Origin of the sequence: Maribacter polysiphoniae (assembly GCF_003148665.1) — a bacterium.
Lineage (GTDB): Bacteria > Bacteroidota > Bacteroidia > Flavobacteriales > Flavobacteriaceae > Maribacter_A > Maribacter_A polysiphoniae.
The window spans coordinates 860,133-884,853 of record NZ_QGGQ01000001.1 but is presented as its reverse complement, the minus strand read 5'-3'; the positions used below and the strand labels follow the sequence as shown (position 1 = coordinate 884,853).

Below are 24,721 nucleotides of genomic sequence, written 5' to 3'. Positions count from 1 at the left end.
TATTGGTCCCTTCTTTACGAATGAGGTCTCGACTGCGCTCGACCTGACATTTTGAATGCTAAAAAAGTTCTAATTGTTGGGTGGGGGTTTCGGGTTCTGTTTCTTTTTGTCCGTGGAACAATTCAATCATCCCAAATTGTTTGTCGGTAATCTGCATAATACAGACCTTTCCCTTTTTCGGTAAATTCATTTTAGTCCGTTTAATATGCACCTCGGCATTTTCACGACTAGCGCAAAAACGAAGGTATATACTAAATTGTAACATAGTAAAACCATCATCAAACAGATTTTTACGAAACCGTGTCGCTACCTTACAGTCGGTTCGTGTTTCGGTCAGCAAATCAAAGAATACAAGTACCCACATACTTCTATATTGGTTTAAACGGTTAAAATGGTTTACACTCATCTTAAATTATCAGTATAATCGATTAATCGGGTTAACCAGAGTCTAACTTTATCATATCAAACGAAGTCTAAGTTCACCACATTGGCATGGATATGCGTTTGTCAATCCGAACACAATCCATGGTCAACACATTCATACGAGTTTTATCTGTCAGGTCGAGCGCAGTCGAGACCTCCTTCAGGTCTAAATTTGTAATGGCTTGCATTCCTGCATTCGGCCAAAATCCGTATCATTTCTTCATCACCATTCGCCAAGGCCCCTTTCTTTGTACTACTCCATTTCTTTATTTGTATCTCAATGGCAATGGCCTGTCCTATATCATTGAACACTTCATGCCCAATAAGCCCGGTCTTCACTTATAAGTAAAACAGGTCTTGTTCCTTCCCAACTGATGTTCATCGAAACGTCTGGCCAGGTGGTTCGCAACACCTGTGTACAATAAGCCGTCTTTGCATTCCAATATATACACGTAATATGTTTTCATGGTTTTTTAGTTCTCGACTGCGCTCGAACTGACAAATTAATGTTTTACCCTTGTTGCTGAGTTCTCGACTGCGCTCGAACTGACAAATTATTGGTCCCTTCTTTACGAATGAGGTCTCGACTGCGCTCGAACTGACAATTTATTTATAGAAACTCTTGATACAACAACCTTCCACTACTCCCTAAAAAACATCCATACAAGTTATTCGTGGCGCCAAAAACAGATACATCCCATTTATAGGAAAAACGAGGTAGGGCATACCGTATTTCTACGATAATCAAGAGCACAAAAAAACCCTGACGCTAAAGGTCAGGGTTAATGTATAATCGTTTTTTATAGGCTTTCTAACCCTTTACACTTGCTAATTTGGCATGCTTCAGGTTATTCATTTTAAGGTCTTGTAGCACATTCACAGCCTCTTCCACATATACGTCCTTGGCTAAATTCTTGTGCCAACGATCTCTTTTCTCCCTTAAGTCCGCATCCTTGGTAAACAATTCCTCCTCATACTTCAATGATTCAAAAGTCAATTTAGAATCGTATTCGGTCAAAGATTTAAAGTAATCGGATTTTTTCTTGTCCTTTGTCTCTTCTTCTTTATAAACATCATAGTTCAATGAAATAAGATTTTCATCCTGTTGATCTTTGATCCATTTGGCATTTTCCTCGATTAATTTTATTTGAGGGTTTGCTGCCATTCGCTTTTCACTGTTGGCTATGGTTTGCTCATAATCGATATACCCGTTCCAGATATTATATTCCGCTGGGGTGATCTTATCCCATTTCAATGGATTCGATTGATCTCTTTCACCCAAATCGATATAGCTATACTTGTCCGGCACCACAACATCACTCTTCACGCCTTCCAACTGGGTAGAACCACCATTGATCCTATAAAACTTCTGGGTCGTTAACTTTATGGCCCCTAAATCGCCATGCTCATTACTACGTACAATATTTTCCAAAGGAATCACATTCTGGACCGTTCCTTTACCAAAGGTTTGCTTACTACCAATTACTATGGCCCGTTTATAATCCTGCATTGCAGCCGCCAAAATTTCGGAAGCCGAGGCCGATAACTCATTGACCAAGATCACTAAAGGTCCGTCCCATTGAATACGCTCATCCTTATCGTCATAAACATCCTTGCCTTTTCCATTGGACCGCACTTGTACGATCGGACCATCCTTAATGAACAATCCGGCCATTTCAACCACTGTTTTCAATGAACCACCTCCATTATCACGTAAATCAAGAATTAATCCCTCAACACCTTCCTCCTTTAAACGATCAACCTCCTTGGCCACATCGGTCGCTGCATTCCGTTCAGAATAATCATTGAAATCGACATAAAATTTAGGAAGATCGATAAGACCGAATTTCTGGTCCCCTTTAATGATACTGGCCGATTTGGCATAGGATTCCTCCAATTCAACCACATCCCTTGTCAATGAAATGACCTCGATCGAACCATCGACTTTACGCACTGTTAAATCAACTACGGTGCCTTCTGGGCCTTTGATCAATTTAATGGCATCATCCAATCGCATACCTACAATGTCTACGGGATCATTACCATCTTGGCCTACCCTGATGATCTCATCACCAACTTCCATACGCTGGTCTCTCCAAACCGGTCCCCCGGAAATGATTTCCACGATCTTGGCCCCTTCGGGTTTCTTTTGCAATCGTGCTCCGATACCCTCAAATTTACCCGACATGCTCACATCAAACTTTTCCTTATCCTCAGGAGCAAAATAATAGGTATGGGGATCAAATTCATCAACAATGGTATTGATATATTGTACAAACCAATCCTTACGTTCCAAATCATCGATAAAATCAAAAAACTCATCCAAGGTTTTCTTTGTCGTCTCCCTTGCTTCTTTTTCCGCCTCTTTCGGTGTTAAAGCCTTCCCCAATTCCTCTTCTGAAACCCCAGGATCCTCTATGGTCGTTTCAACCTGTTCGTTTTTTACCTTTTTGGTAATCTTTGGCTGTTTTGCAGATTGGGTCAATTTAGAATCATAGGTACCTAAGGTAGCATACTTCAATTGTTTTCTCCATCGTTCCTTAAGCTCATCCCTGGAAGCGGCAAAAGGTTCTTCCTCATATTTTATACTAATGCTTTCCTCAACGGAATAATCAAAGGGAACATCCAATACTTCCTTATAGATCAATTTGGCATCGTTCATCCGTTCTATGAGCCGGTTGTAGACCACGTTAAAGAAAGTGATGTCGGTATTGTTGATTTGATCATCGATTTGAAATTTATATTTTTCAAACTCCATGATATCACTCTCTAAAAAATATCTTTTTGTGGGGTCAAGGACATCGATAAAATCCTCAAATACATTCACCGAAAAATCATCATCAATCTGTTTGGGTTCGTAATGCCCTTTTTCCAAAACGTAAGTAATCAGGTCCAACAACAATTTATCCTTGTCATCACCCTCAAACTCGTAGGATTTATTGGTGAAACTGCAAGATGCGACTGCAACGAGCATCACGGTTAGGGCATAGGCTAAGTTCCTTCTCATAAAATATTCTTTGTTATTTATTAATAACCTTTTCTTCTTTCTAAATTTTAAGATTCCGCATTAACCTGCGAATGGGTCAATCAGATTCCCTAATATACTGAAAAAACCGTGCCAGCACTTAAGTCCGTGACATTAAATTTTTGTTAAACACCATTTGGGAACTTCTGTTTTTTTAAACGTATTTTTACCTAATAAAGTATGTGATATGGAAAAACCCCTTATCCTTGTGACCAATGACGATGGTATTACCGCCCCTGGACTGCGGGCTTTAATCCGTTTTATGTCTGAAATCGGGGAGGTCGTTGTTGTCGCACCTGATAGTCCACAATCCGGTATGGGACATGCCATTACCGTCGACAATACCTTGTATTCCTCGAAGGCAGATATAGACCAAACCGATGGTGCCCTAGTCGAATACAGCTGCAGTGGCACACCCGCTGATTGTGTAAAACTTGCCCTTCAGGAAATTTTGGACCGTAAACCCGACATTTGCATCAGCGGCATAAACCATGGTTCGAATGCATCGATCAACGTTATTTACTCGGGTACTATGAGTGCTGCCATCGAAGCTGGTATCGAGGGGGTTCCGGCCATTGGATTTTCCTTATGCGACTATTCCTGGTATGCCGATTTTGAATCGGCCAAGGAGGCCATCATAAGCATCGTTAACGAGGCCCTTAAAAACAAAATTCCCAAAGGTGTGGTTCTCAATGTGAACATACCGAAAATAGATCAAAGCCTGCCAAAAGGAATAAAAATATGCAGACAGGCCCGGGCCAACTGGAAGGAAAAATTTGACAAACGAACAAACCCCAGGGGTAAGGAATATTATTGGCTTACCGGTGAATTTGAACTTCTCGACAAAGGGGAAGATACCGACGAATGGGCTTTGGCGAATGATTATATATCCATCGTACCCACCCAATTCGACCTAACGGCGCACCATGCCATACAGGAACTGAACGGTTGGGACCTGTAATTGTTTCCAACAGGATGTCCTTTTTGAGTAAAAGGTATTTTGTATTTTGGCATACTCGTACAATCGAAAAAAACTATTTGGACAAATCTTGAATTTGTACTTGAAATTTGAACCATGAACACTAAAAAAGAAATTATTATCGGCTTTATAATAGGCCTTATCGCCAATACCATAGGCACGATGGCCTATATCGTACTATTTTCGGATTTCAGCATTTCCGAAACCTTTGAAGCCGCCATTAAACAAGGACATGTTGGAAGTCTGTTGGCACTTGGTGCGATTCTGAACCTCGTGGCCTTTTTTGGGTTTTTGAAAATACGAAGGGATCAACGTGCCAAAGGGGTTTTAATCGCCACTTTGCTCACTGCATTGATCATTCTTTATTACAAAGTATTTTAAAATGAAATACTATATCATCGCAGGGGAAGCATCCGGAGATCTTCATGGATCCAATTTGATCAAGGCATTGAAACTAAAAGATCCCGATGCCCAAATCAGATGTTGGGGTGGCGATCTTATGGAAGCCGCCGGTGGCACTTTGGTGAAGCACTATAAGGAAATGGCCTTTATGGGTTTTATTGAGGTCATTATGAACTTGGGCGCTATTTTTGCCAACATCAAATTCTGTAAAAACGACATTGCCGCCTTTAACCCCGACATCATCATTTTTATCGATTATTCCGGATTTAACCTTCGCATTGCCGAATGGGCAAAACAACAGGGTTTCAGTACCAATTATTATATATCACCCCAAATTTGGGCTTCAAGGGAAGGACGGATCCAAAAAATAAAAAAGAACATCGATGCGATGTATGTAATCCTTCCTTTCGAGAAGGATTTCTATGAAAAAAAACATGACTTTCACGTCCATTTTGTGGGCCACCCCTTAATCGATGCCATTGAAAACCGAGGTGAAATAAACGAAAAGTCATTTAGGGAAGCGAATAAGCTTGACAACGGCAAACCCATCATCGCCCTGCTACCGGGTAGCCGTAAACAGGAAGTCAAAAAAATGCTCATGACCATGCTTTCGGTAACCGACGATTTTCCCGATTATTACTTTGTCATCGCTGGGGCCCCAAGTTTGGATAACGAGTTTTATGCCCCATTTTTGAAAAATACGAATGTGGGTTTTGTTTCCAATAAGACCTATGCCCTTTTGAGCGTATCCCATGCCGCATTGGTCACCAGCGGTACGGCAACCTTGGAAACCGCATTGTTTAAAGTACCACAGGTCGTGTGCTATAAGGCCAATTGGATATCTTATCAAATCGCAAAACGCATCATAACCCTAGAGTATATTTCCTTGGTAAACCTGATCATGGATAAGGAAATCGTTAGGGAGCTGATCCAAGATGATTTGACCACCAAAAACCTAAAAAACGAACTTGCCAAAATATTGGAAGGCAGTAGCCGTGAAGACCAATTGAAGGCCTATGACCAATTGGAACAAAAGTTGGGTGGCAGGGGTGCCAGTGGTAAAGTGGCCAAGCTAATCATAGAAAATGCTTAAATTTGGGATTCATAGACCATTTGCCTACCCCGAATGAAAAGATTATCACCCTTTATTGTGCTCCTTCTTTTTTTAAGCAGCTGTGTTGCCAAAAAAAAGACCACCTATTCCAAGGAGCGCAAAATCACCGTTGAAGCCTCTCCCGAAATCACCTCCCCTGAAGCGGATAACAAACTGACCAAAACCACCGAAAACCATTCATCCGAATCCAAGGTCAACCGGATCATCAATACAGCCCTAACTTTTTCGGGGGTACGTTACAAATACGGCGGTACAACCAAAAAAGGCATGGATTGTTCCGGACTTCTTTATGTTGCCTTCAAGAAAAATGATGTAGCCCTTCCCCGGGTTTCCTCAGCCATGGCCAACCAAGGAAAACGAATACGGGTAAACCAAGTTGAAAAAGGAGATCTCCTATTCTTTAAAACCTCCCGCAAGGCAAAAAAAATAAACCATGTAGGCTTGGTGGTCGCTGTTGATAATGACGATATTAAATTTATACATGCCTCAACCTCACGAGGGGTCATTGTTTCCTCGCTGCGTGAAGGATATTGGAATTATGCTTTCGTAAAAGCAACTAGGGTGCTATAAAAATGAAACTGTTGCAATTTATCCCTATAAAGCTGACACTGCTTTTGATTTTAGGGATCACAACTGGCTATTTTTTTGATATGGGGGTTTCACTTCCCCTAACCTTAACCCTATTGTCCCTTACCATCCTTGGTTTTCTGTTTTTCGGGAAAAAGGACCCCAAAAACCCGGTCTTCGGCCTATTTGCGGCTATAACAACCTTATGCCTTGGGGTGTTTATCATTGGTATTGCCCAACCCAAAAACGACGTTCATCATTATTCGAATGTCCATGATACTAAAAAAGAAACATGGAAATTAAAGGTGACCCAAGTACTCGCCCCTTCGTCTTTTTCAGAACGGTTTGTTGCCGACGTACTGGAATTGAATTCAACCAAGGTATCCGGAAAGATACTCTTAACCGTACCGAGAGACTCAACCCTAAAGTCCCTGAACGTGGACGACGAACTAGTTGTCCTGGCAAAAAAGGAGGAAATAACCCCATCCCTGAACCCGCATCAGTTCGATTATAAAAATTACATGGAGCTTCAGGGAATCTACCACCAATTAAAAACAGGCCCCTACAATTCGTTCGTATTAAAGCATCCGAAAAAGACCTTTTTAGGAGGTATAACCACCTTGAGGAATACCATAAGCACCAAACTAAAACAGGCTAATTTTGGAAAGGATGAATATGGAATTATCCAAGCCCTATTTTTAGGTCAAAGAAGTCATATATCGGAAAGTACCTATACCTCTTATAAAAATGCGGGTGCCGTTCATATACTGGCCGTCTCTGGGCTACATATCGGAATACTCCTGTTGTTCTTGGAGTTTCTTCTTCGACCGCTGGAGCTACTTCGAAAGGGAAAGGAAGTAAAACTCTTTGTCATTGTTGTGCTTTTATGGGGTTTTGCTTTTCTCGCCGGCTTATCGGCATCAGTGATCAGGGCGGTAACCATGTTCTCTTTTGTAGCCTATGCCCTCTACTTGAACAGACCAAGTAACACGTTCAACATCCTTGCCTTATCCATGTTTTTCATCCTCTTGGTCATTAACCCCCTACTTTTGTTCCATGTTGGCTTTCAGATGAGTTATGCCGCCGTATTGGCGATTGTATGGGTATATCCCCTTTTACAAAAAATCTGGCGCCCCAAGCACTGGTTGGCGAAGAAAATATGGCAATTGCTTTCTGTCAGTATTGCCGCCCAACTCGGGGTATTACCCATCAGCCTGTATTACTTTCATCAATTTCCAGGACTTTTCTTTCTATCCAACATCCTGATCGTACCCTTCCTAGGATTGATATTGGGCATGGGGATAATCGTAATTGCCTTGGTGATCATGGACCTGGCACCAGACCAATCAATAATCCTGTACAATAATATGATTCGATTAATGAACACGGTCATCGATTGGGTAGCCCAACAGGAGGCTTTTATTTTTCGAAATATTTCATTTGATTTGGTACAACTGGTTTTGACCTATGCCTTTTTAATCGCATTGATTTGGCTCTTACACCAATACACCTACCGAAAACTATGTGCGGTTCTTGTCTGTATTATCCCCTTACAGATTTGGTCTCTGTACAAGCAACACCAAACCCAGCGTAAGGAACAACTTTTGGTGGCCCATCAAACAAAGAATTCGATTGTGATGCATCGTTTTGGGGATTGTCTCACCGTTTATACAACGGACAGTCTTTCGTCGGCAAAAATCGTGACCGATTATAAGATAGGGGAAAATATCGCAGCTATAAACTTTCAACCTACCGTAAATTCCTTCAATCTGAAGAATGGAAAATTCCTCATAATCGATAGTTTGGGTGTATATCCCCAATGGGATAAGCAACCCGATTATGTATTGTTGACCCAATCCCCAAAAATAAATCTTGAGAGGCTCATCGACAGCTTACAACCCAAGGCCGTGATTGCCGATGGAAGTAATTACCGCAGCTATATAAATCGATGGAAAGCCACCTGTGCACAACGAAAACTACCCATCCACTATACTGGGGAACAGGGTTGTTTTGAATTGGATCTAGACTAAGCCTTATAAATCAGCGTACCCCGTGCATCAACCTTTTAAGCACTGGATTCAATAAGATGGATATAAATCCGACCCCGATCGGAACGAGGGTAAATATCAAAAAGAAAATACTCAGGGAGTATTCCTCCGAAATCTTATCGATCATACCTCCCATGGTCCCTGCCGCCTTTTGCCCAATGGCAATGGCCAAATACCATATACCGAACATAAAACCGATCATTCTTGGTGGTACTAATTTACTAAGGTAGGATAACCCAACGGGTGATAGGCACAATTCTCCCATGGTATGCAACAAATAAGCCAATATTAAAAATATCATGCTTACCGAGGCCGTTTTCGCTCCTTGTGGAATTCCCATGGTACCGTAGGCTAAAATCCCAAAACCCAATCCAAGTAAAATCAATCCCATTCCATATTTCATAGCGGCGCTTGGGTTGTACTTACTTTCCCACCAGCGTGAAAACATCGGCGCCAGCGTTATAATGAAAAAGGAGTTTAAAATCCCGAACCAAGAAGCATCTATTTGGTTACCTTCTTGGGAAAATTTATCCATCAATCTATAAATGACCAAAATCCATATGCCAACAAAGGCCAATCCCAAAACAATATTGGAGAGTCCAATTCTTGAATATGTCTTTTTAAACAACAGGAATAATACCCAGGTGATAATCATCAACGGCACCGTCGTCAATAGCCCATCGATTACCTTGAATATCATAGCCGAAGAACCTACCAAATCCCGATTTGTATAATCCCTTGCGAACAAAGTCATTGATCCTAGGGACTGTTCAAAAGCAGCAAAGAAGAATACGGTAAACAGGCCAAAGATGGCCACTGCGATAATCCGATCACGGACAATGGGGATATATCTTGATACCCGAGAAACCAAGAGCACCAAAAACAGGACAAGGGCGGTCAAAATAACAACAGAAGACCCGTCCAATCCTCCCATGGTGAAAGGAATCAAATTTATATCCTCAATCTTAGCCAATGGGTCATTGAACAAATACAATAATCCACCAATAGCGGATACCCCGATTAATATATAGTCAAAGAGGGTGAACGGATTCAATTTTTCATCGACATTTTTTTCCGCTGCCAAAGCTGGACTTTCCTCATTTATATTCTGTGGAAGTTCAACCTCATGTTTTTTTGAAGGTTTGGCACCAACGTTACCGAACAGATCTTTTGCCAATAGAAACTGGAGCATACCGAAAAACATGAATATACCCGCAAGGCCAAAGCCCCAAGACCACCCAATGTTCTCAGCCAAATAACCACAAAGCATCATTCCGAAAAAAGCACCTGCATTAACCCCCATATAGAAAATCGTATAGGCCCCATCTTTCTTGGATTCCTTGCCCTTGTACATTTCAGAGATAATCGACGTAATGTTCGGTTTAAAAAACCCTGTACCAATAATCAATAAGGCCAGACCCAAATAAAACGTTGCGGTTGTTTCCAAGGCCATGGAAGCATGTCCAAGGGTCATAATCGTACAACCGATGACCACGGCAATACGATATCCTGTAAGTTTATCGGCTATATAACCTCCAACAATGGGGGTCAAATATAGCAAGGAAGCATAGGTGCCTATCAGTGCCAAGGCATGCTCACGAGGCCATTCCCATCCCGGATTATCACTAACGATGGGGGCTGTAAGAAACAACACTAACAAAATACGCATTCCATAGAATGAAAAACGCTCCCACATTTCAGTAAAAAAAAGAACAAACAATCCTGCAGGATGCCCAAGAACCTTGTCCTTGAATAAATTTTCAATATCGGTATTCATACATCTTTTTGTTAAAATCCAACTAATTAAAGGCTAACCCTTTTCATTAAAATCAGGATCAGCAAGTTCAAAAGGTTCATTATCCAAAATCTCATGTTCATTATCTTCCGCGCCATGGGTAAGTTTTTTCAATTTTTTCAAGAATAACAATAAGAGAATTCCAAAACTAACAGTGAAAATGGTTAACCACATAAAAGTGCTAAACTCCTGCTCACTCTGTTCCTCTTCAAGAACAAATGAAACCTCATAATTATTACCATCCCCTTTATTTTTTAAATTTTGAGCGGCATCCTTATCTTTTTCAAATATCAGTTTGGCGTGATAGGGATTACTACTAATGGCTTTATTCTCTCTTAAAACCTCCTTTAATCTATTTAAGTATATGTTCTCACTATCATTTAAGCTAAATAGATTATTTAGTGATTCCCCTGAACCCATTTCTTGGAACACAACTGCATCATCATCCAAATAAACCTCACTTTTAATACTAAAATTTTTGTCCTCATTAATGGGGTAATCATATATCTTGACAATTTTTTTATCATGATTTTTTATTTTCATTGTATCTCTAGAGATAAAAGGAAGAATATTCTCCTTACTAACAATCATTTCCCCATGATAAGGATGCAGCTGAGAGGATTCCCCAATACTTCCTGCTAGTTTATTTCCAAATCCTGTAGCCGCAAAATAGACTCCCATCATAATAGAAGCATACTTTATTGGAGCAAGTTTGGTGATAAATGAAAGTGATACGGGTGAGGTACAAAGTTCACCTAAAGTATGGAAAAGATATGCTAAAAAGATCCATACCATGGCTGCCTTACCAAAAACCTCAACACTAGCTTCCTTAGATGCGAACATCATAAAAACATAACCAAGTCCCATGATAATAGTGCCAATAGCCATCTTAAAGAGAGAAGAAGATTCCTTTCCGCTTTTTTTCCACCTAATCCAAAAACCACCTACTATGGTTCCGAAAATGATAATATATCCGGCATTTAGAGATTGGAATACGGCAGCAGGAATTTCTTGTAGCCCACTTAGTCCAATATACCTATCCACTTTGGCATCGGTATACAAGTTCATTAAACCTCCTGCTTGTTCAAATGCTCCCCAAAAAACAATCACGATTAAAAAGGAAATCAACAGTACAAGGACCCTATCCTTTTCAATCTTACTCAATGGTCTTTTAGCTGCAATACGTTCCTTCTCAGAAACATTTTTGCCGCCACTAAATTCCCCAACTCCAGTTAAAAAACGCTGCCCCCAAATAAATACAACCTGACCTAATAACATCCCTATTCCCGCAAGTCCAAAACCATAGTGCCATCCATAATAATATGCGACCAATCCTACAGAAATACTTGCAAGGAAGGCTCCTATATTAATGCCAATATAAAATATGGTAAACCCACTATCTCTTCTAATATCCCCTTCTTGGTAAAGACCACCGACCATGGTCGAGATATTTGGCTTTAGGCCACCAACCCCTAAAATAATTAAAATTAAACCAGTAAAAAAGGCCCATTCCTGTGGTATGGCCAATGTTCCATGACCCACACAAAGTAGCAATCCGCCAATCATTACCGTTTTCTTCTGACCTAAAAACTTATCGGCAATCCAACCTCCAGGTATTGAAGCGACATAGACCAACATGGTGTACCAGCCATAAAGCCAAATTGCATCCTTGTTAGACCAACCTAATCCTGGATCGATTGCAGTCGCCGATGTTGCAATATAGAGCACCAAGATACCACGCATCCCATAATATGAGAATCGCTCCCACATTTCGGTGAAAAACAATATGTAGAGCCCTACTGGGTGGCCAAAAAGTTCTTTCCGATGTCCTGGTTTATCAATTACTGCCATATATCTTTGATTTGGTTATAGATTTTCTTTAATGAAATTGGTCATTTTTGTAAATAGATGAATTCGGGTATACCCACCATATATCCCATGGTTTTTATCGGGGTAAATCGCCCAATCGAACTGTTTGTTCGCCTGAACCAAGGCTTCTACCATTCGCATGGTATTCTGAACGTGCACGTTATCATCCCCTGAGCCATGTACCAAAAGATAGTTGCCTTTTAATAATTCGGGATAGTTGAACGGAGAGTTATCATCATAGCCACTGGAATTCTCTTGTGGAGTCTGCATATAACGTTCTGTATAAATGGTATCATAAAACCGCCATGACGTAACAGGGGCCACGGCAATAGCCGTCTCGAAGACATCATTGCCCTTTAAAATACAATTGGTAGACATGAAACCGCCATAGCTCCATCCCCAAATTCCTGTACGCCCCTCATCGATATAAGGAAGTGCACTAAGTTGTTTGGCAGCGGCGATTTGATCTTCGACCTCATATTTCCCCAATTCCTTTTGGGTGATTTTTTTAAAGTCACGCCCCTTGAATCCTGTTCCCCGACCATCTACACAGGCAATGACATACCCTTCTGAAGCCAACATCTGATGCCAATAATCGTTTGCACTTCCCCAGCGATTGGCCACCGATTGGGAGCCAGGACCACTATATTGGAATAACAATAGGGGGTATTTCTTCGAAGCATCAAAATGGGATGGTTTGATCATATACATGTTCAAGTCATTTCCATTGACTGTCAATGTTGAAAATTCTTTGGGGGAGGCATCATACCCTTTGAGTTTTTCGACCAGCGCTTCATTATCTTTTATATCCTTTAATTTTTCGCCTGTCAGCGCCTTGTGCAAGGTAAATCGGTATGGCGTTGTCGCACTGGAATATGTATTTATGAAGTATGAGAAATCCGCACTGAAGGATGCCGCATTCGTTCCTGTTTCCACTGCCAGTGCCTTTTTCTTTTTCCCATTGCTCTCGATACTATATACCCCCCGGTTGATCGATCCATTCTCCGTGGACTGGTAATAGATCTTATCCTCATTCTGGTCATACCCATAGTAATCGGTCACTTCCCAATCCCCTTTGGTTATTTGATTCATTGGTTTACCGTCCGATGCGTATAGGTATAAATGGTTATACCCATCCCTCTCACTGGTCCAGATAAAACTATCATCGGCCATAAAAGTGAGATTGTCATTGATATCGACATAGGCTTTGTCCTTTTCCTCTAAAAGCACGTCAACGGAATTATCCTTAGCATTCACCGCATATAATTTCAAATGATCTTGATGGCGGTTCAGTGTCATAACACTTAAACGATTTGCATTGTTCATCCATTTGATGCGTGGAATATAGTACGGGTCGTCCAAATTGACCTTAGAGGTATTTCCAGATTTTACATCGAACATATGAAGGGAAACCAATGCATTGTTCTCCCCTGCCTTTGGATATTTAAAGACATACTGTCGCTGATAGAGGTCCTGTCCATATACATCCATTGAAAACTCAGGAACATCAGTTTCATCAAAGCGAAGAAATGCGATTTTAGTACCGTTTGAATTCCAAGCGAAAGCCCTGACAAAAGCAAATTCCTCTTCATAGACCCAGTCGGTAACACCATTGATGACCTTATTTATTACGCCATCCTGAGTGATTTGTTTGGTCGTTCCGCCCGTTATATCAAAAATATAAATATTGTTGGCCATAACATAGGCCACTTTAGTGCCATCAGGTGAAAGCAACGGTTCTTGTATTTTCGAGTTCGACACCTTGACTATAGTCTTCGAACCTATATCATACACATAATATATACCCAAGGTAGAGTGCCTATAGATTGATTCCAGCTCCGTAGCCAATAGGACCTTTTTTTCATCCTTACTAAACGTATAAGAGCTAAAACCGGGTACATGGTCACTTTCGGAAGAACTTACGATCGTTTCAACCTTTTCCAAGGTTTTGTAATCATATTTATCAATACGCGTGGCGCTGTTAGATCGATCATAATCCAGTAAGGTGTACTGCGCTCCGTTTTCCATAGATCGGAGCACTTCCATACTACTGGTCCTAAAAGCCCCCCTATAAATTTCTTCAATGGTGATTTTCTTCTTCCCTTGCCCAAATGTAATGGTCACAAAACCAACCATTAAAAGCAAGAGCATATGGCGTTTGTTCATATTTGTAAAGATATCCATTTAAATTCAGTCAAGTTTAGTGATTATTTTACAATTAATTAAACTTTAAGGCCAAAAAGCTACGGGTTTTCGGGGTTCTTAGGCATCCAGTGAATACCCATGTATTGACTATCTTTACAGCCACAAACCAAATTAACCATGACCGATCCCATTTTAGGCTTCTCTAAATTGTCAAAACAACAAAAAATAGACTGGGTTGCCGAACAATATACACATGACCCGGAAAAAACCAAAAAATTACTGAAGCAATACTGGAATATTGATTCAGAAATGCAAAAATTGCATGACGAGTTCATAGAGAATACGATTACCAACTATTATTTACCCTTGGGTATAGCCCCAAATTTCCTGATCAACGACAAGCTGTACGCCATACCCATGGCCATTGAGGAAAGCTCAGTAGTCGCCGCTGCGAGCAAGGCCGCTAAGTTTTGGCTAGACCGTGGAGGATTCAAAACAGAGATTATCGGGACCGAAAAAGTGGGCCAAGTACATTTTATGTACTCAGGAAATCCTGCCCATTTGGAAGCCTTTTTCAACGAGGTAAAACCAAAACTAATCGAAGACACCAAAACCTTGACTTCCAATATGGAAAAAAGAGGCGGGGGCATCACCAATATCGAACTACGCAACAAAACTTCCGAACTCAAGGATTATTACCAATTGCATTGCACCTTTGATACCATGGATGCCATGGGAGCCAATTTCATCAACACCTGTTTGGAACAATTTGCCGACACCTTCGCGAATCAAGCCAAGGCATCCCCGTTTTTTACGGAATCGGAAAAGCAGATTGAAATTGTCATGAGTATACTTTCGAACTACGTCCCCAATTGCTTGGTACGGGCTGAAGTGACTTGTGCTATTGACGACTTACAACTGAGCAAAACCATATCCCCGGAGGAATTCGCCCAAAAAATGATCAGGGCCGTAAACATTGCCAACGTAGAGCCCCATAGGGCGGTTACCCACAATAAAGGCATTATGAACGGCATCGATGCCGTAGTTTTGGCCACGGGAAACGATTTTAGGGCCGTGGAAGCAGGGGCCCACGCCTTTGCGGCAAAAAACGGCACCTACAAAAGCCTTACCCACGCCAGTTTGGAGAACGGGATTTTTAAGTTCTGGATTGAAATACCATTGGCCTTGGGCACTATCGGTGGGTTGACCAATCTACATCCTTTGGTGGGATTAGCACTTGAAATACTTCAAAAGCCAACAGCCAAGGAACTCATGCAAATCGTCGCGGTTGCCGGATTGGCTCAGAACTTTGCTGCGGTTAGTTCCCTTGTTACCACAGGTATTCAGGAGGGTCATATGAAAATGCACTTATTGAATATTTTAAACCAACTTGGGGCGACCGAACCAGAAAAGAACAAGATCGTCGATCATTTCAAAAACCACACTGTTAGTCATAGCGCTGTAGTTGCCGCTTTCAAAAAGTTAAGGAACAATTCATGAGGCAAGAGTTTTACAGTAATGGCAAATTATTGCTGACCGGGGAATATGCCGTTCTTGACGGGGCAAAAGCTTTGGCCCTACCCACCAAGTATGGACAGGTACTGACGGTTGAGCCGACCCAAACAAAAATCATTTCATGGAAAAGTCTGGATAAGGAGGGTAAAGTTTGGTTTACGGCGGAATTTCATTCGGAAACGATGGAAGAAATAAGTTCCACCGATGCCAAAATATCGAAAACCGCACTTGAAATCCTTGTTGAAACGAAGCATTTGCGCCCCGACTTTTTAACTATCGGTGAAGGCTTTAACCTAAACACCCAACTGACTTTCCCAAAGGACTGGGGCCTAGGGTCTTCTTCAACCCTTATCAACAATATTGCCCAATGGGCGCATATAGACCCTTACCGTTTACTGGAAAACACCTTTGGTGGTAGCGGTTATGACATTGCATGTGCACAACACAACACCCCTATAACGTACCAACTTGACGAAGTCTCCCCCTTAGTGGAAAAAGTAGATTTCAATCCTAGTTTCAAAACGCAGCTGTTCTTCGTTTATCTCAATAAAAAACAGAACAGCAGGGAAGGCATATCGGATTACAGAAGTCGAACGTACAATAAAAATGAATTGGTCCGGGTTATCGGGGACCTAACCTCCAAAATAGTGGGGTGTACCGACATAACTACTTTTGAAACCCTTTTGGACCTTCACGAATCGGTGATTTCCCAAACATTGCAGACGCCAAGTGTAAAACAAGAACTTTTCCCGGATTACCCTAGGAGCATAAAAAGCCTAGGAGCATGGGGAGGAGACTTCATATTAGCCGTTGGGGACCCTAACTTAATGCGCTATTTTAGCAAAAAGGGATATCATACGATTGTACCTTATTCAGAAATGATATTATAAAAAAAGTCCCAACGTATGGTTGGGACTTTTTTTTCTATATAAACCTGTATTTCTTAGTAGAATATAGACCTGTTGTCCTCTATGTCCGAAACATTTTTCAACGCATTGTATACGGCTGTATTTACCCTTGCTGCATTTGAATTTTTAACAGCATTGGCAAACGTACTATAGTTATCCAATTTCGGGGCATCCTGTTTATTGGTCACTGAAATAAGATAAACTCCGGTTTCCCCTTTGATGAAATCTGACGTATCACCCACTTTCATAGCAAACGCCGTACCTACTACAGCTGGCTCACGACCGGCTCCTGGAATGGTCGGCGCCTTAACCGTCAATGCCGAGGCATTGGAAACAGACAGGCTATTATCCTTGGCAACTTCTTCCATGGATTTACCTTTATTGGCGGCTATTATCTGCTCTGCCTTTCTTTCCTTTCTCAAAATCGGCAAAACAGTGACAGAGGCATCCTCAACGGATTTAAGTCCCTCTTCATATTGGGCTGTCATTTGTGCAATTACATAACCATTGTTTACACTGAATCTTTTTATGTCACCTACTTCGGTATCTTCCTTAAAGGCCCATTGTACAATACTCCTTTGTGAACCTAAGCCTGGCAGACTTTCATCCATTACCTTGATTTTATTCACAGGACGAACTTGATAATCGTTTTCCTTGGCTAAATCGGCGTATGATTTATCCCCTGCAATAGCGTCCATTTCAAATTTGGTCGCATCTTGGAACAAATTATTGATCGTTGACTCCGAAGGTTCTATTTCCCTTGCCAAAGTTGCTATTCGGTATACATCTTGCTTATCATCGATTTTTATGACGTGAAAACCAAAATCGGTTTCAACAAGACCAATGGTACCTACTTTGTTACTAAAGACAAAATCGTTGAAAGTGGTTACCATCGCCCCTTCTTGGAAATACCCTAAGTCACCACCTTTAGGCGCGGAAGGTCCATCGGAATTATCCCTTGCCAATTGTACGAACACAGCATCCTTTTTTCTGGCTTCTGCCAAAAGTTCCTTGGCTTTGGCCTCTGCCTCCTCCTTGGTTCTTGTAATATTCTCTCCGGCACTTTGACTTCCTTTCCAAGAAATCAAAATGTGGCTGGCTTTTGCCGATCCATTGATTTTTTTATCGATCATTTTAGACACCTTGAAATAATCCCCATCCCGGTAGGGACCAAAAATCTCCCCAACCTCAAGTGCTACCAATGTATCGGCAACATTTGTTGGTAAATCTTTCTTTGCCCTATAAATGGTATCATATTTTATATCTGATTTCCGATCTAGAAAATCCTCAATATCCTTGGTATTCCTAAATCCTGGAATGGTATCCATTCTGTCGGTATCCTTACGGTACTCAACGGTATCATCCAATAATTTAATCGTTTCCTGTCTTACTGCTTCCACATCCTCGACAGAAGCTTTTTCCTCAAAATAAACATATTGGATATCACGGGCATCCTCTTGTTTGAATTCCTCTTTATGTTCTTTGATATAGGATTGTATCTCGCTTTTGGAAATAGCGATAGTACTATCCGCAATCGATGTGTAAGGAACTCGAACGTATTTGATATCGACCTTATCGTTGGCCAACTTATAATCCAATTCACCTTCTTTAAGTGTTACACCCAGACCGGCCTTCACCAAGTTGAAATAAGTCTGCTGCTTGGCATTTTGAATGATCGATTGCTCGTCTTGCAACCATAGATTGTATTGTGAAGGACTATTTGCCTTAAGTTCTGCAATAAAATCCAAAAATTTATTCTCATCAAAAATCCCATTTTCATCCATAAACTGTGGATTCTGATTATAGGCAGGAATCGTTTTGATATAGTTCATGATCTGATCCTTCTCGATATCGATCCCCAAATCCTCATATTGTTGGCCTAAAATGGCATTCCTTACTTCTTGATCGTACACTTGGTTCACGACCATCATCGATGACCCTGAGGAACCATATCTGTTCGATGCCACTTCCACCTTTCTTCTAAAATCATCAATCGAGATTTCATCCCCATTTACCTCCGCAACAGAAGAACCTATCTTTCCGCCAGACATATTGTTTTTTGTGAATACCCCGGATATGACAAACGCAAAAAGCGCTAAACCTATGATCAATATCAATACGGTGGTCCTCTTTCTTATATTCTCTAAAATTGCCATTATATGGTTTGTTTAAAATCAGTTTGCGAAATTACCATTTTCTTTTGAATTATTAAAAAGTAAAACATGCCTAAAATGAGGTTACTACGGGTTTATTCATCGTCTACCACACCAAGTTTTATCAAATCGATCTTTGTGTTGGAGACTTCCAAAACGGTAAACAGGTATTTCCCGATTTTTATTTCGGAATCTTTTTCGGGTATTTCCCCGGTTTCATTGACCAAAAGCCCCCCCAAGGTCTCATATTCATCATTCTCGGGAAGTTCCAATTTATAATTCTCATTCACATAATCGACTTCCAATCGGGCAGAGAACTTATAATTATTTTCATCGAGTTGTTCCTCGATCAAATCGGTCGTATCATGCTCGTCCTCAATTTCACCAAAGAGTTCCTCAACGATGTCCTCTACGGTCATTATTCCTGAAGTACCCCCATATTCATCCAATACCACAGCAATACTTTTCCGTTTTTTGGTCAATACATTCAAAATATCGTGAATGAGCATGGTTTCGGGAACAAACTCCACCGGCCTCAAAATACTCTTTATGGTCTTGGGTTTACTAAAAAGCTCATACGAATGCACATAGCCAATGATGTTATCGATAGTACCCTTGTAGATCAGTATTTTTGAATAGCCCGTTTCGGTAAACAACCGGGTCAGATTTTTTGTGTTCTCGTGTAATTCCACTGCAGTAATCTCGGTACGTGGCACCATTACCTCCCGCGCTTTGACCAAAGTAAACTCCAAGGCATTTTGAAAAATCTGTATTTCGGAGTCTACCTCATCCTCTTCCTCAACAGTTCCCATTTGCTCGCTGATATAATCCCCAAGTTCTACCTTACTGAACGCAAGTTGGGTCTCATCCCCTTCGGTCTTAAAGAAGGTTTTCAATATAAAATCGGACACCTTGATAATAAACTCGGAAATAATGGAAAACAGCACATAAAAAAAATAGGCAGGCACCGCCAGCACCTTTAAAAGGTTGTTCGCATAGATCTGGAACAGGACCTTCGGCAAGAATTCCGCAGTAACCAATATGATAAGGGTTGATATGATGGTTTGGGTAAGCAGGCTGAAATCAGTCAATATAAGCTGTAAAAAGCTATTGTTGACAGGCAACATGCCCAAAAACCAATTCATAAGCAATTCCCCCATGAACATCCCGTACACCACCAGTGCAATATTGTTACCGATGAGCATGGTTGCAATAAATTTGGAAGGCCTTTTCGTTAGACGTGAGAGCACCTTGGCCAAAAAATTATCTTGCTTCTTTTCTATCTCAATATGGATTTTATTCGCCGAAATAAAGGCGATTTCCATGCCCGAAAAAAAGGCTGAAAACACCAAAGAAAGAAGTATGATTACAATGGATGTCTCCATTTTTAAAGTTGGTTATCTTTTTTCCGTTGCTCGAACTTTTTACGATAATTTCTTCGAAAGAAGAACATTCCGATAGACACAATAGCAAAGAACATAAACAAATAGGTGCCTTCACGGTTCACATTCCAATCCGTAACTATTCTGTAAATCGAGAAAATGGCTACTACCAAATATAAATACTCTGTATATTTTAATATCTTAATCATTGATTTCTTCTTTTATAGTCATTAGACCATAGGTTTTATGTGCATTTAAAAAACTGAAGTCTTTATTGAAATCCATACCCTCACCGTCCATTACCGTGCCTTCCTCAGGGTTTGTATATTTAAATTTATGCTGTGTAAACGCCCACTCGTTGGATTGGTCGTAATACAATTGTGGCGTTTCCAACTTCTTTCCGTCATGGGTCTCCAAAACAACATTACCACGCAAATCTATCAATCCTGTGGAAGAATACCGAATACAATAATCCGCGGTTATTTTATTTTTGTTCTTATCCTCATCATAAATGTCCACTACAATCCCTTTTGGGAACGTGCGATAAGGAAATTCCAGATTTTCATAATTCTCGGTAATAGGCCCCGACAACACCGATATCACCCTAGTGGTGTCAATATCCTCATTGCCCATCACATTATTCGATTCGGAATATCTAAAGGAAAAATTTTCTGCGACACCTTGTGGGAATACCAACGGCAAGGCTTCTTCCCCCACCCTCTTATAGTTATCCGCACAGGAAAAAAAAAGCATTGCCCCGGAAAAACCCAGGGCAATGCTCTTTAAGAAAAATCCAAAAGATTGTTTCATCTTACAAATTAGGAACTTTTACACTACCACCTACCCAACACTTGAAGGTAACCGTTTTACCAGCCATTCCAGAGTTGAAGATATCTGTTTTTGAAGGTGCCTTTGCAGAGTAACTAGCTGCAGACTGGTTAGCCCTTCCACTAAGTGAAGGATCCACTCTTCCTGCTTTTCTTGCCATTTCCGCCGCTCTCCAGTAAATCGCTCTTTTCTCGAATGGCGTTGAACCACAATCATTGGCACTAGTTGCATACAAGTTGGCAATCAACAAATACGCCCTACCGTTTGAAGGATTGGCATCAATTGCCTTTTGGGCATAACTCCTAGCCGTAGACTTACTACTTCTTCTAAAAACCGTGGCCACTTTATAGGCAATGTTCGATTTTTTTCTAGCATTGGTTTCTAAATCCAAGGCTTTGTTGAAATCGGCTACCGCACCGTTACGGTCACCAGCCTTAAGCTTAAGGTTACCTCCGTACACATAGGCATCGGCAGATGGATCAAGTGCCATTTGGGCTTCAAATAACTTTTTGAACATAGGGTCATCAGTACATTCTTTGTTGAACATTCTACCCACAGCCCTTTTTACCCAGTTGATATCGTTTTTCTTCTCTTCGAAACTTTTTTGATATAAAGGAATCAAGTTGCCACAATCGGCCAAATCACCTAATTTGGAATCTATACTACCTTCGATCTTACCAAATGACTCTGAATTGGTAGTAGCTGCCTTTAATTGCTTTTTCTCTTTACTTGTTAAGGTACCGGCCTCCTCTTTGGGAAGTAACGCTGATATCCTATCGGTTAATTTAACGTTCTCATCCTCGATTTTTTCGGTTACATCATCGTAAACATCGAAAACCTCCTGAAGGTCTTTACTACCCGCCTTGTGCAAATCAACCAAACTGGAGAAATAAAGATAAAGCGCCTTTGGGTTTTTAAAGTTAGGCTTGTCCTCATGGAAAGCTTTACTCAATTGGCTATAAATCTCCTCATCACCAATCATTTTATTATCATATTTCAACAAAACCTTATCGATAATAACAGGAGCTAACGAAGCCTTTTTAGGGAAATACTTCATACTGTTGTCATACAGCGTCAATAATTCCTGGATATTGGCGTCTTTATCGGCGCCTGTTGATTTTTTTATACGATCTTTCAAGATTCTTTCCCCGTAGGCGAAATTGGCCCAGTTGATATCCGGACAATTTTCATAAACCATTTTCCATGGTGTATAAGCAGCCTCATAATTCTTGACTTTCGCGTGTTCAACGTAAATAGACAAATTAGTCATGCACTCCTGATTCTGTGCCTGTGCGCTACTTACTCCAACGCATCCTAAAAGCATCATCGCTGTGAAGTAAAGTTTCGTTTTCATATTATTAATTTTAGTGGTTAATGTACAAATTTTTCTTAATTTATTCTTCGCTTACGGAACCAAATATCGTTCAAAGATAGTCCTACATTGACTTTAAAGTAATTTTCTTCTATCAAATTATCATATTTAGTCCCTTTTCTACCCACCTCAAAACCAAGGTTAAGATTAGAAAAACTTCCGCGCATTGGTAACCCAAACCCAAAAGTTATGCCAAAGTTATTTATTTCATGTTCTTTTAAGAGCATTCCTGTTTTATCAAAACGTAAACCCGCCCTATATGTCATTCTTTTAAAATAGCCCGAGAAGGCCGAATAATCAGGGATATAGAACCCTCCGAAAGCAAATGAACTGGCATCCTGATACCTCAAATTAGGGGCATCAACAAAATCATTTGTAAAAGAACCCATTCCTTGAAAACTGTACTCCCCACCAACAAACCATTTCCTATCTTCTCCAAAACCCAGCCCCAAGGTGGTTGTCGTTGGCACCTTTAATTCAGTGTGCCTAAGGTTTAAAGCGTCCAAATTTACATCAACCACTTCGATGTTCGCGCCAGAATTTACAGCAAAGGACCCTATTTCCTTGGTGTTTTTGGAGGTGAGATTCGCTTGTGTATTTACCCTAACCGATGCGAACAACCTGTATTTATCCTTAAAAGACGGGGTATAATTCAGCGCATAATTAAAATCCATTCCGTTAACCTTGGAACTTCGTTTGTCCAAGGTACCGTACTGCACATCCTCAACGGTCTGTACACGATTGTTCTCTAGCGTACCGAAATTGAAATTGGCCGTAACCCCAACGCTCAGGTCATCCATAAATTCATAGCCAATGGAAAAATATACTTTATTCAATCCCCCATCACCATAGTAGCGGTTCAATACCCTATCATCATTACCATTGGTGCTTTCCGATAGCATATCGTATCCCACAGAGGAATAGGGCATGATCCCAAAACCAATACCCAAGCCTTTTTTAAGAGCCATACCTACGGCAATATATTCCAGATTGGTCACGGAATTGCTCTGACTTTCAATGTTGTTTGCAAAACTCAGCCTATTATGGGACAATCCGACGGTGTAGGTTGTATTTCCAAAATCCTCCCCATATTTAATACCCAGACCACTATAGGCGGCAGGATTCTTAAGGTTTAGGTGGATACTGTCGGCAAACATTCCGATTCCTCCCATCATTTGGTTTTCAATAGTTCCTTTGGATTGTATATCGCCGATACCAAAATAAGAGTAAGGAGAAACTGAACCATTTTGAGCATACAGTCCGGTCGACGCAATGCATACTATTGCAATTACAATTTTTTTGATCATTTAGCGCTTATTGTAGTCTAGCAAATTATTTAAACCTTCTAGTAGAAAATTGGAAAGGGCAAATATGGTATTTTTTAATCGTTTAGACAAAAATTGGGCATCCCCTCCTGTTAAAATGACTGTTAAATCTTCAAATTTAAGTTTATATTGATCAATAACCCCATCCAATTCGGCACAAATACCATTCACCACCCCACTATGGATGCTAGATTCGGTGGTGTTCCCTACCAAATCCCCGGGAGCTTTTGGGGTCAATAAGGGCAATTTTGAAGTCTGTTGGTTCAGCGCCTTATACCGCATCCCCAAACCCGGGGAAATGGCACCGCCCAAATATTCCCCTTTATGGTTAAGAATATCGTAGGTAATACAGCTACCGGCATCAATCACCAAAACATTCTTATGTGGCATGTGGTAAAACGCCGCAGTAGCCAAGGCTATACGATCTACCCCTAAAGTGTCCGGAGTACCGTATTGGTTCTTAAATGGCGTTTTGGTTTTATGATCGAGCACATGGACTTTTGAAAAAACGGCTAAAGCCTCAACATCCTTTTTATCCAAAAAAACCACTGAGGACACCATGGTCCATTCTATTTGTGGATATTTATGATAGATAGCCTTTGCACTTTCAACGAAATCAACAAGCTTCACACTTACATCATAAACCAATGAGCCGTTATCAAAAACAGCCAATTTCACAAAGCTATTACCGGCATCAATTATCAGATTCATGACACAAAGATCTGCAATTGAAAAAAAACAATCACCTTTTTTTTCATTTTTGTTTGTATATCCTAAATTTGAAATTATATTTGCACCCTCTTAAAAGAGATGGTGCCTTAGCTCAGTTGGTAGAGCAATGGACTGAAAATCCATGTGTCCCTGGTTCGAT

The 24,721-nt window shown here is 40.7% G+C and carries 20 protein-coding genes and 1 pseudogene; 7 read left to right on the top strand and 14 right to left on the bottom strand.

The features are described 5' to 3' along the window. Positions 1-58: 58 nt before the first annotated feature. The 4 genes from cas2 to LX92_RS03665 form a co-directional block, all read right to left on the bottom strand. Positions 59-364, bottom strand: a complete 306-nt coding sequence (gene cas2, locus LX92_RS03675) for a CRISPR-associated endonuclease Cas2 (protein WP_394340337.1) — start codon at positions 362-364, stop codon at positions 59-61. 185 nt (positions 365-549) lie between these two features. Then, a complete protein-coding gene (locus tag LX92_RS22970) occupies positions 550-762 on the bottom strand; it encodes a hypothetical protein (protein ID WP_317047047.1) in 213 nt (70 codons plus the stop codon). Continuing rightward, positions 759-890 carry a GIY-YIG nuclease family protein gene (locus tag LX92_RS22965; protein ID WP_317047046.1) on the bottom strand — a complete coding sequence of 44 codons (132 nt, stop codon included), beginning with the start codon at positions 888-890 and terminating at the stop codon, positions 759-761. The genes LX92_RS22970 and LX92_RS22965 overlap by 4 nt, the downstream gene beginning before the upstream one ends. A 344-nt stretch (positions 891-1,234) precedes the next feature. Next, complete coding sequence (locus LX92_RS03665) at positions 1,235-3,430, bottom strand: carboxy terminal-processing peptidase (RefSeq protein ID WP_109648895.1); 2,196 nt, start codon at positions 3,428-3,430, stop codon at positions 1,235-1,237. Positions 3,431-3,635: 205 nt separating this feature from the next. Between LX92_RS03665 and surE the strand changes: the two genes are divergently transcribed. From surE to LX92_RS03640, 5 genes are all read left to right on the top strand, one after another. Continuing rightward, positions 3,636-4,409 carry a 5'/3'-nucleotidase SurE gene (surE, locus tag LX92_RS03660; protein WP_109648894.1) on the top strand — a complete coding sequence of 258 codons (774 nt, stop codon included), beginning with the start codon at positions 3,636-3,638 and terminating at the stop codon, positions 4,407-4,409. A 114-nt stretch (positions 4,410-4,523) separates the two neighbouring features. After that, complete coding sequence (locus LX92_RS03655) at positions 4,524-4,808, top strand: hypothetical protein (RefSeq protein WP_109648893.1); 285 nt, start codon at positions 4,524-4,526, stop codon at positions 4,806-4,808. Position 4,809: 1 nt separating this feature from the next. Then, positions 4,810-5,922 (top strand): lipid-A-disaccharide synthase, encoded by a 1,113-nt coding sequence (gene lpxB, locus LX92_RS03650; protein ID WP_109648892.1) that lies wholly within the window; start codon positions 4,810-4,812, stop codon positions 5,920-5,922. A 33-nt stretch (positions 5,923-5,955) separates the two neighbouring features. Beyond that, positions 5,956-6,513 (top strand): C40 family peptidase, encoded by a 558-nt coding sequence (locus LX92_RS03645; protein WP_109648891.1) that lies wholly within the window; start codon positions 5,956-5,958, stop codon positions 6,511-6,513. 2 nt (positions 6,514-6,515) lie between these two features. Continuing rightward, positions 6,516-8,540: a ComEC/Rec2 family competence protein gene (locus LX92_RS03640; RefSeq protein ID WP_109648890.1), complete on the top strand. Its 2,025-nt coding sequence runs from the start codon at positions 6,516-6,518 to the stop codon at positions 8,538-8,540. Positions 8,541-8,550: 10 nt separating this feature from the next. Here the strand turns inward: LX92_RS03640 and LX92_RS03635 are convergent, their stop codons facing one another. The 3 genes and pseudogenes from LX92_RS03635 to LX92_RS03625 form a co-directional block, all read right to left on the bottom strand. Beyond that, positions 8,551-10,335 (bottom strand): peptide MFS transporter, encoded by a 1,785-nt coding sequence (locus tag LX92_RS03635; RefSeq protein WP_109648889.1) that lies wholly within the window; start codon positions 10,333-10,335, stop codon positions 8,551-8,553. A 630-nt stretch (positions 10,336-10,965) separates the two neighbouring features. Then, positions 10,966-12,204 (bottom strand): annotated as a pseudogene (locus LX92_RS03630) (peptide MFS transporter); the annotation flags it as partial. A gap of 15 nt (positions 12,205-12,219) precedes the next feature. Next, on the bottom strand, positions 12,220-14,388 hold the full coding sequence (locus LX92_RS03625; RefSeq protein WP_109649067.1) for a S9 family peptidase: 2,169 nt from the start codon (positions 14,386-14,388) through the stop codon (positions 12,220-12,222). 156 nt (positions 14,389-14,544) lie between these two features. On the opposite strand from LX92_RS03625, the gene LX92_RS03620 reads away from it, so the two are divergent. Then, positions 14,545-15,867, top strand: a complete 1,323-nt coding sequence (locus tag LX92_RS03620; protein ID WP_109648887.1) for a hydroxymethylglutaryl-CoA reductase, degradative — start codon at positions 14,545-14,547, stop codon at positions 15,865-15,867. Continuing rightward, on the top strand, positions 15,864-16,772 hold the full coding sequence (locus tag LX92_RS03615) for a GYDIA family GHMP kinase (RefSeq protein WP_109648886.1): 909 nt from the start codon (positions 15,864-15,866) through the stop codon (positions 16,770-16,772). The genes LX92_RS03620 and LX92_RS03615 overlap by 4 nt, the downstream gene beginning before the upstream one ends. A gap of 53 nt (positions 16,773-16,825) precedes the next feature. Here the strand turns inward: LX92_RS03615 and LX92_RS03610 are convergent, their stop codons facing one another. The 7 genes from LX92_RS03610 to LX92_RS03580 all read right to left on the bottom strand — a co-directional run bounded on the left by LX92_RS03610 (position 16,826) and on the right by LX92_RS03580 (position 24,561). Further along, on the bottom strand, positions 16,826-18,946 hold the full coding sequence (locus tag LX92_RS03610) for a SurA N-terminal domain-containing protein (protein WP_109648885.1): 2,121 nt from the start codon (positions 18,944-18,946) through the stop codon (positions 16,826-16,828). Between the two features lie 92 nt (positions 18,947-19,038). Beyond that, complete coding sequence (locus tag LX92_RS03605; RefSeq protein WP_109648884.1) at positions 19,039-20,328, bottom strand: hemolysin family protein; 1,290 nt, start codon at positions 20,326-20,328, stop codon at positions 19,039-19,041. A gap of 2 nt (positions 20,329-20,330) precedes the next feature. Next, positions 20,331-20,534, bottom strand: coding sequence for a hypothetical protein (locus LX92_RS03600; RefSeq protein WP_109648883.1), 204 nt, complete (start codon positions 20,532-20,534; stop codon positions 20,331-20,333). Beyond that, positions 20,527-21,135, bottom strand: coding sequence for an LPS export ABC transporter periplasmic protein LptC (gene lptC / locus LX92_RS03595; RefSeq protein WP_109648882.1), 609 nt, complete (start codon positions 21,133-21,135; stop codon positions 20,527-20,529). Before lptC ends, LX92_RS03600 begins: the two co-directional genes overlap by 8 nt. Before the next feature lies 1 nt (position 21,136). Beyond that, a complete protein-coding gene (locus LX92_RS03590) occupies positions 21,137-22,507 on the bottom strand; it encodes a tetratricopeptide repeat protein (protein ID WP_170117785.1) in 1,371 nt (456 codons plus the stop codon). Positions 22,508-22,542: 35 nt separating this feature from the next. Then, positions 22,543-23,832 carry a hypothetical protein gene (locus LX92_RS03585; RefSeq protein WP_109648881.1) on the bottom strand — a complete coding sequence of 430 codons (1,290 nt, stop codon included), beginning with the start codon at positions 23,830-23,832 and terminating at the stop codon, positions 22,543-22,545. After that, a complete protein-coding gene (locus tag LX92_RS03580; protein WP_109648880.1) occupies positions 23,833-24,561 on the bottom strand; it encodes a type III pantothenate kinase in 729 nt (242 codons plus the stop codon). Positions 24,562-24,721: the final 160 nt, after the last annotated feature.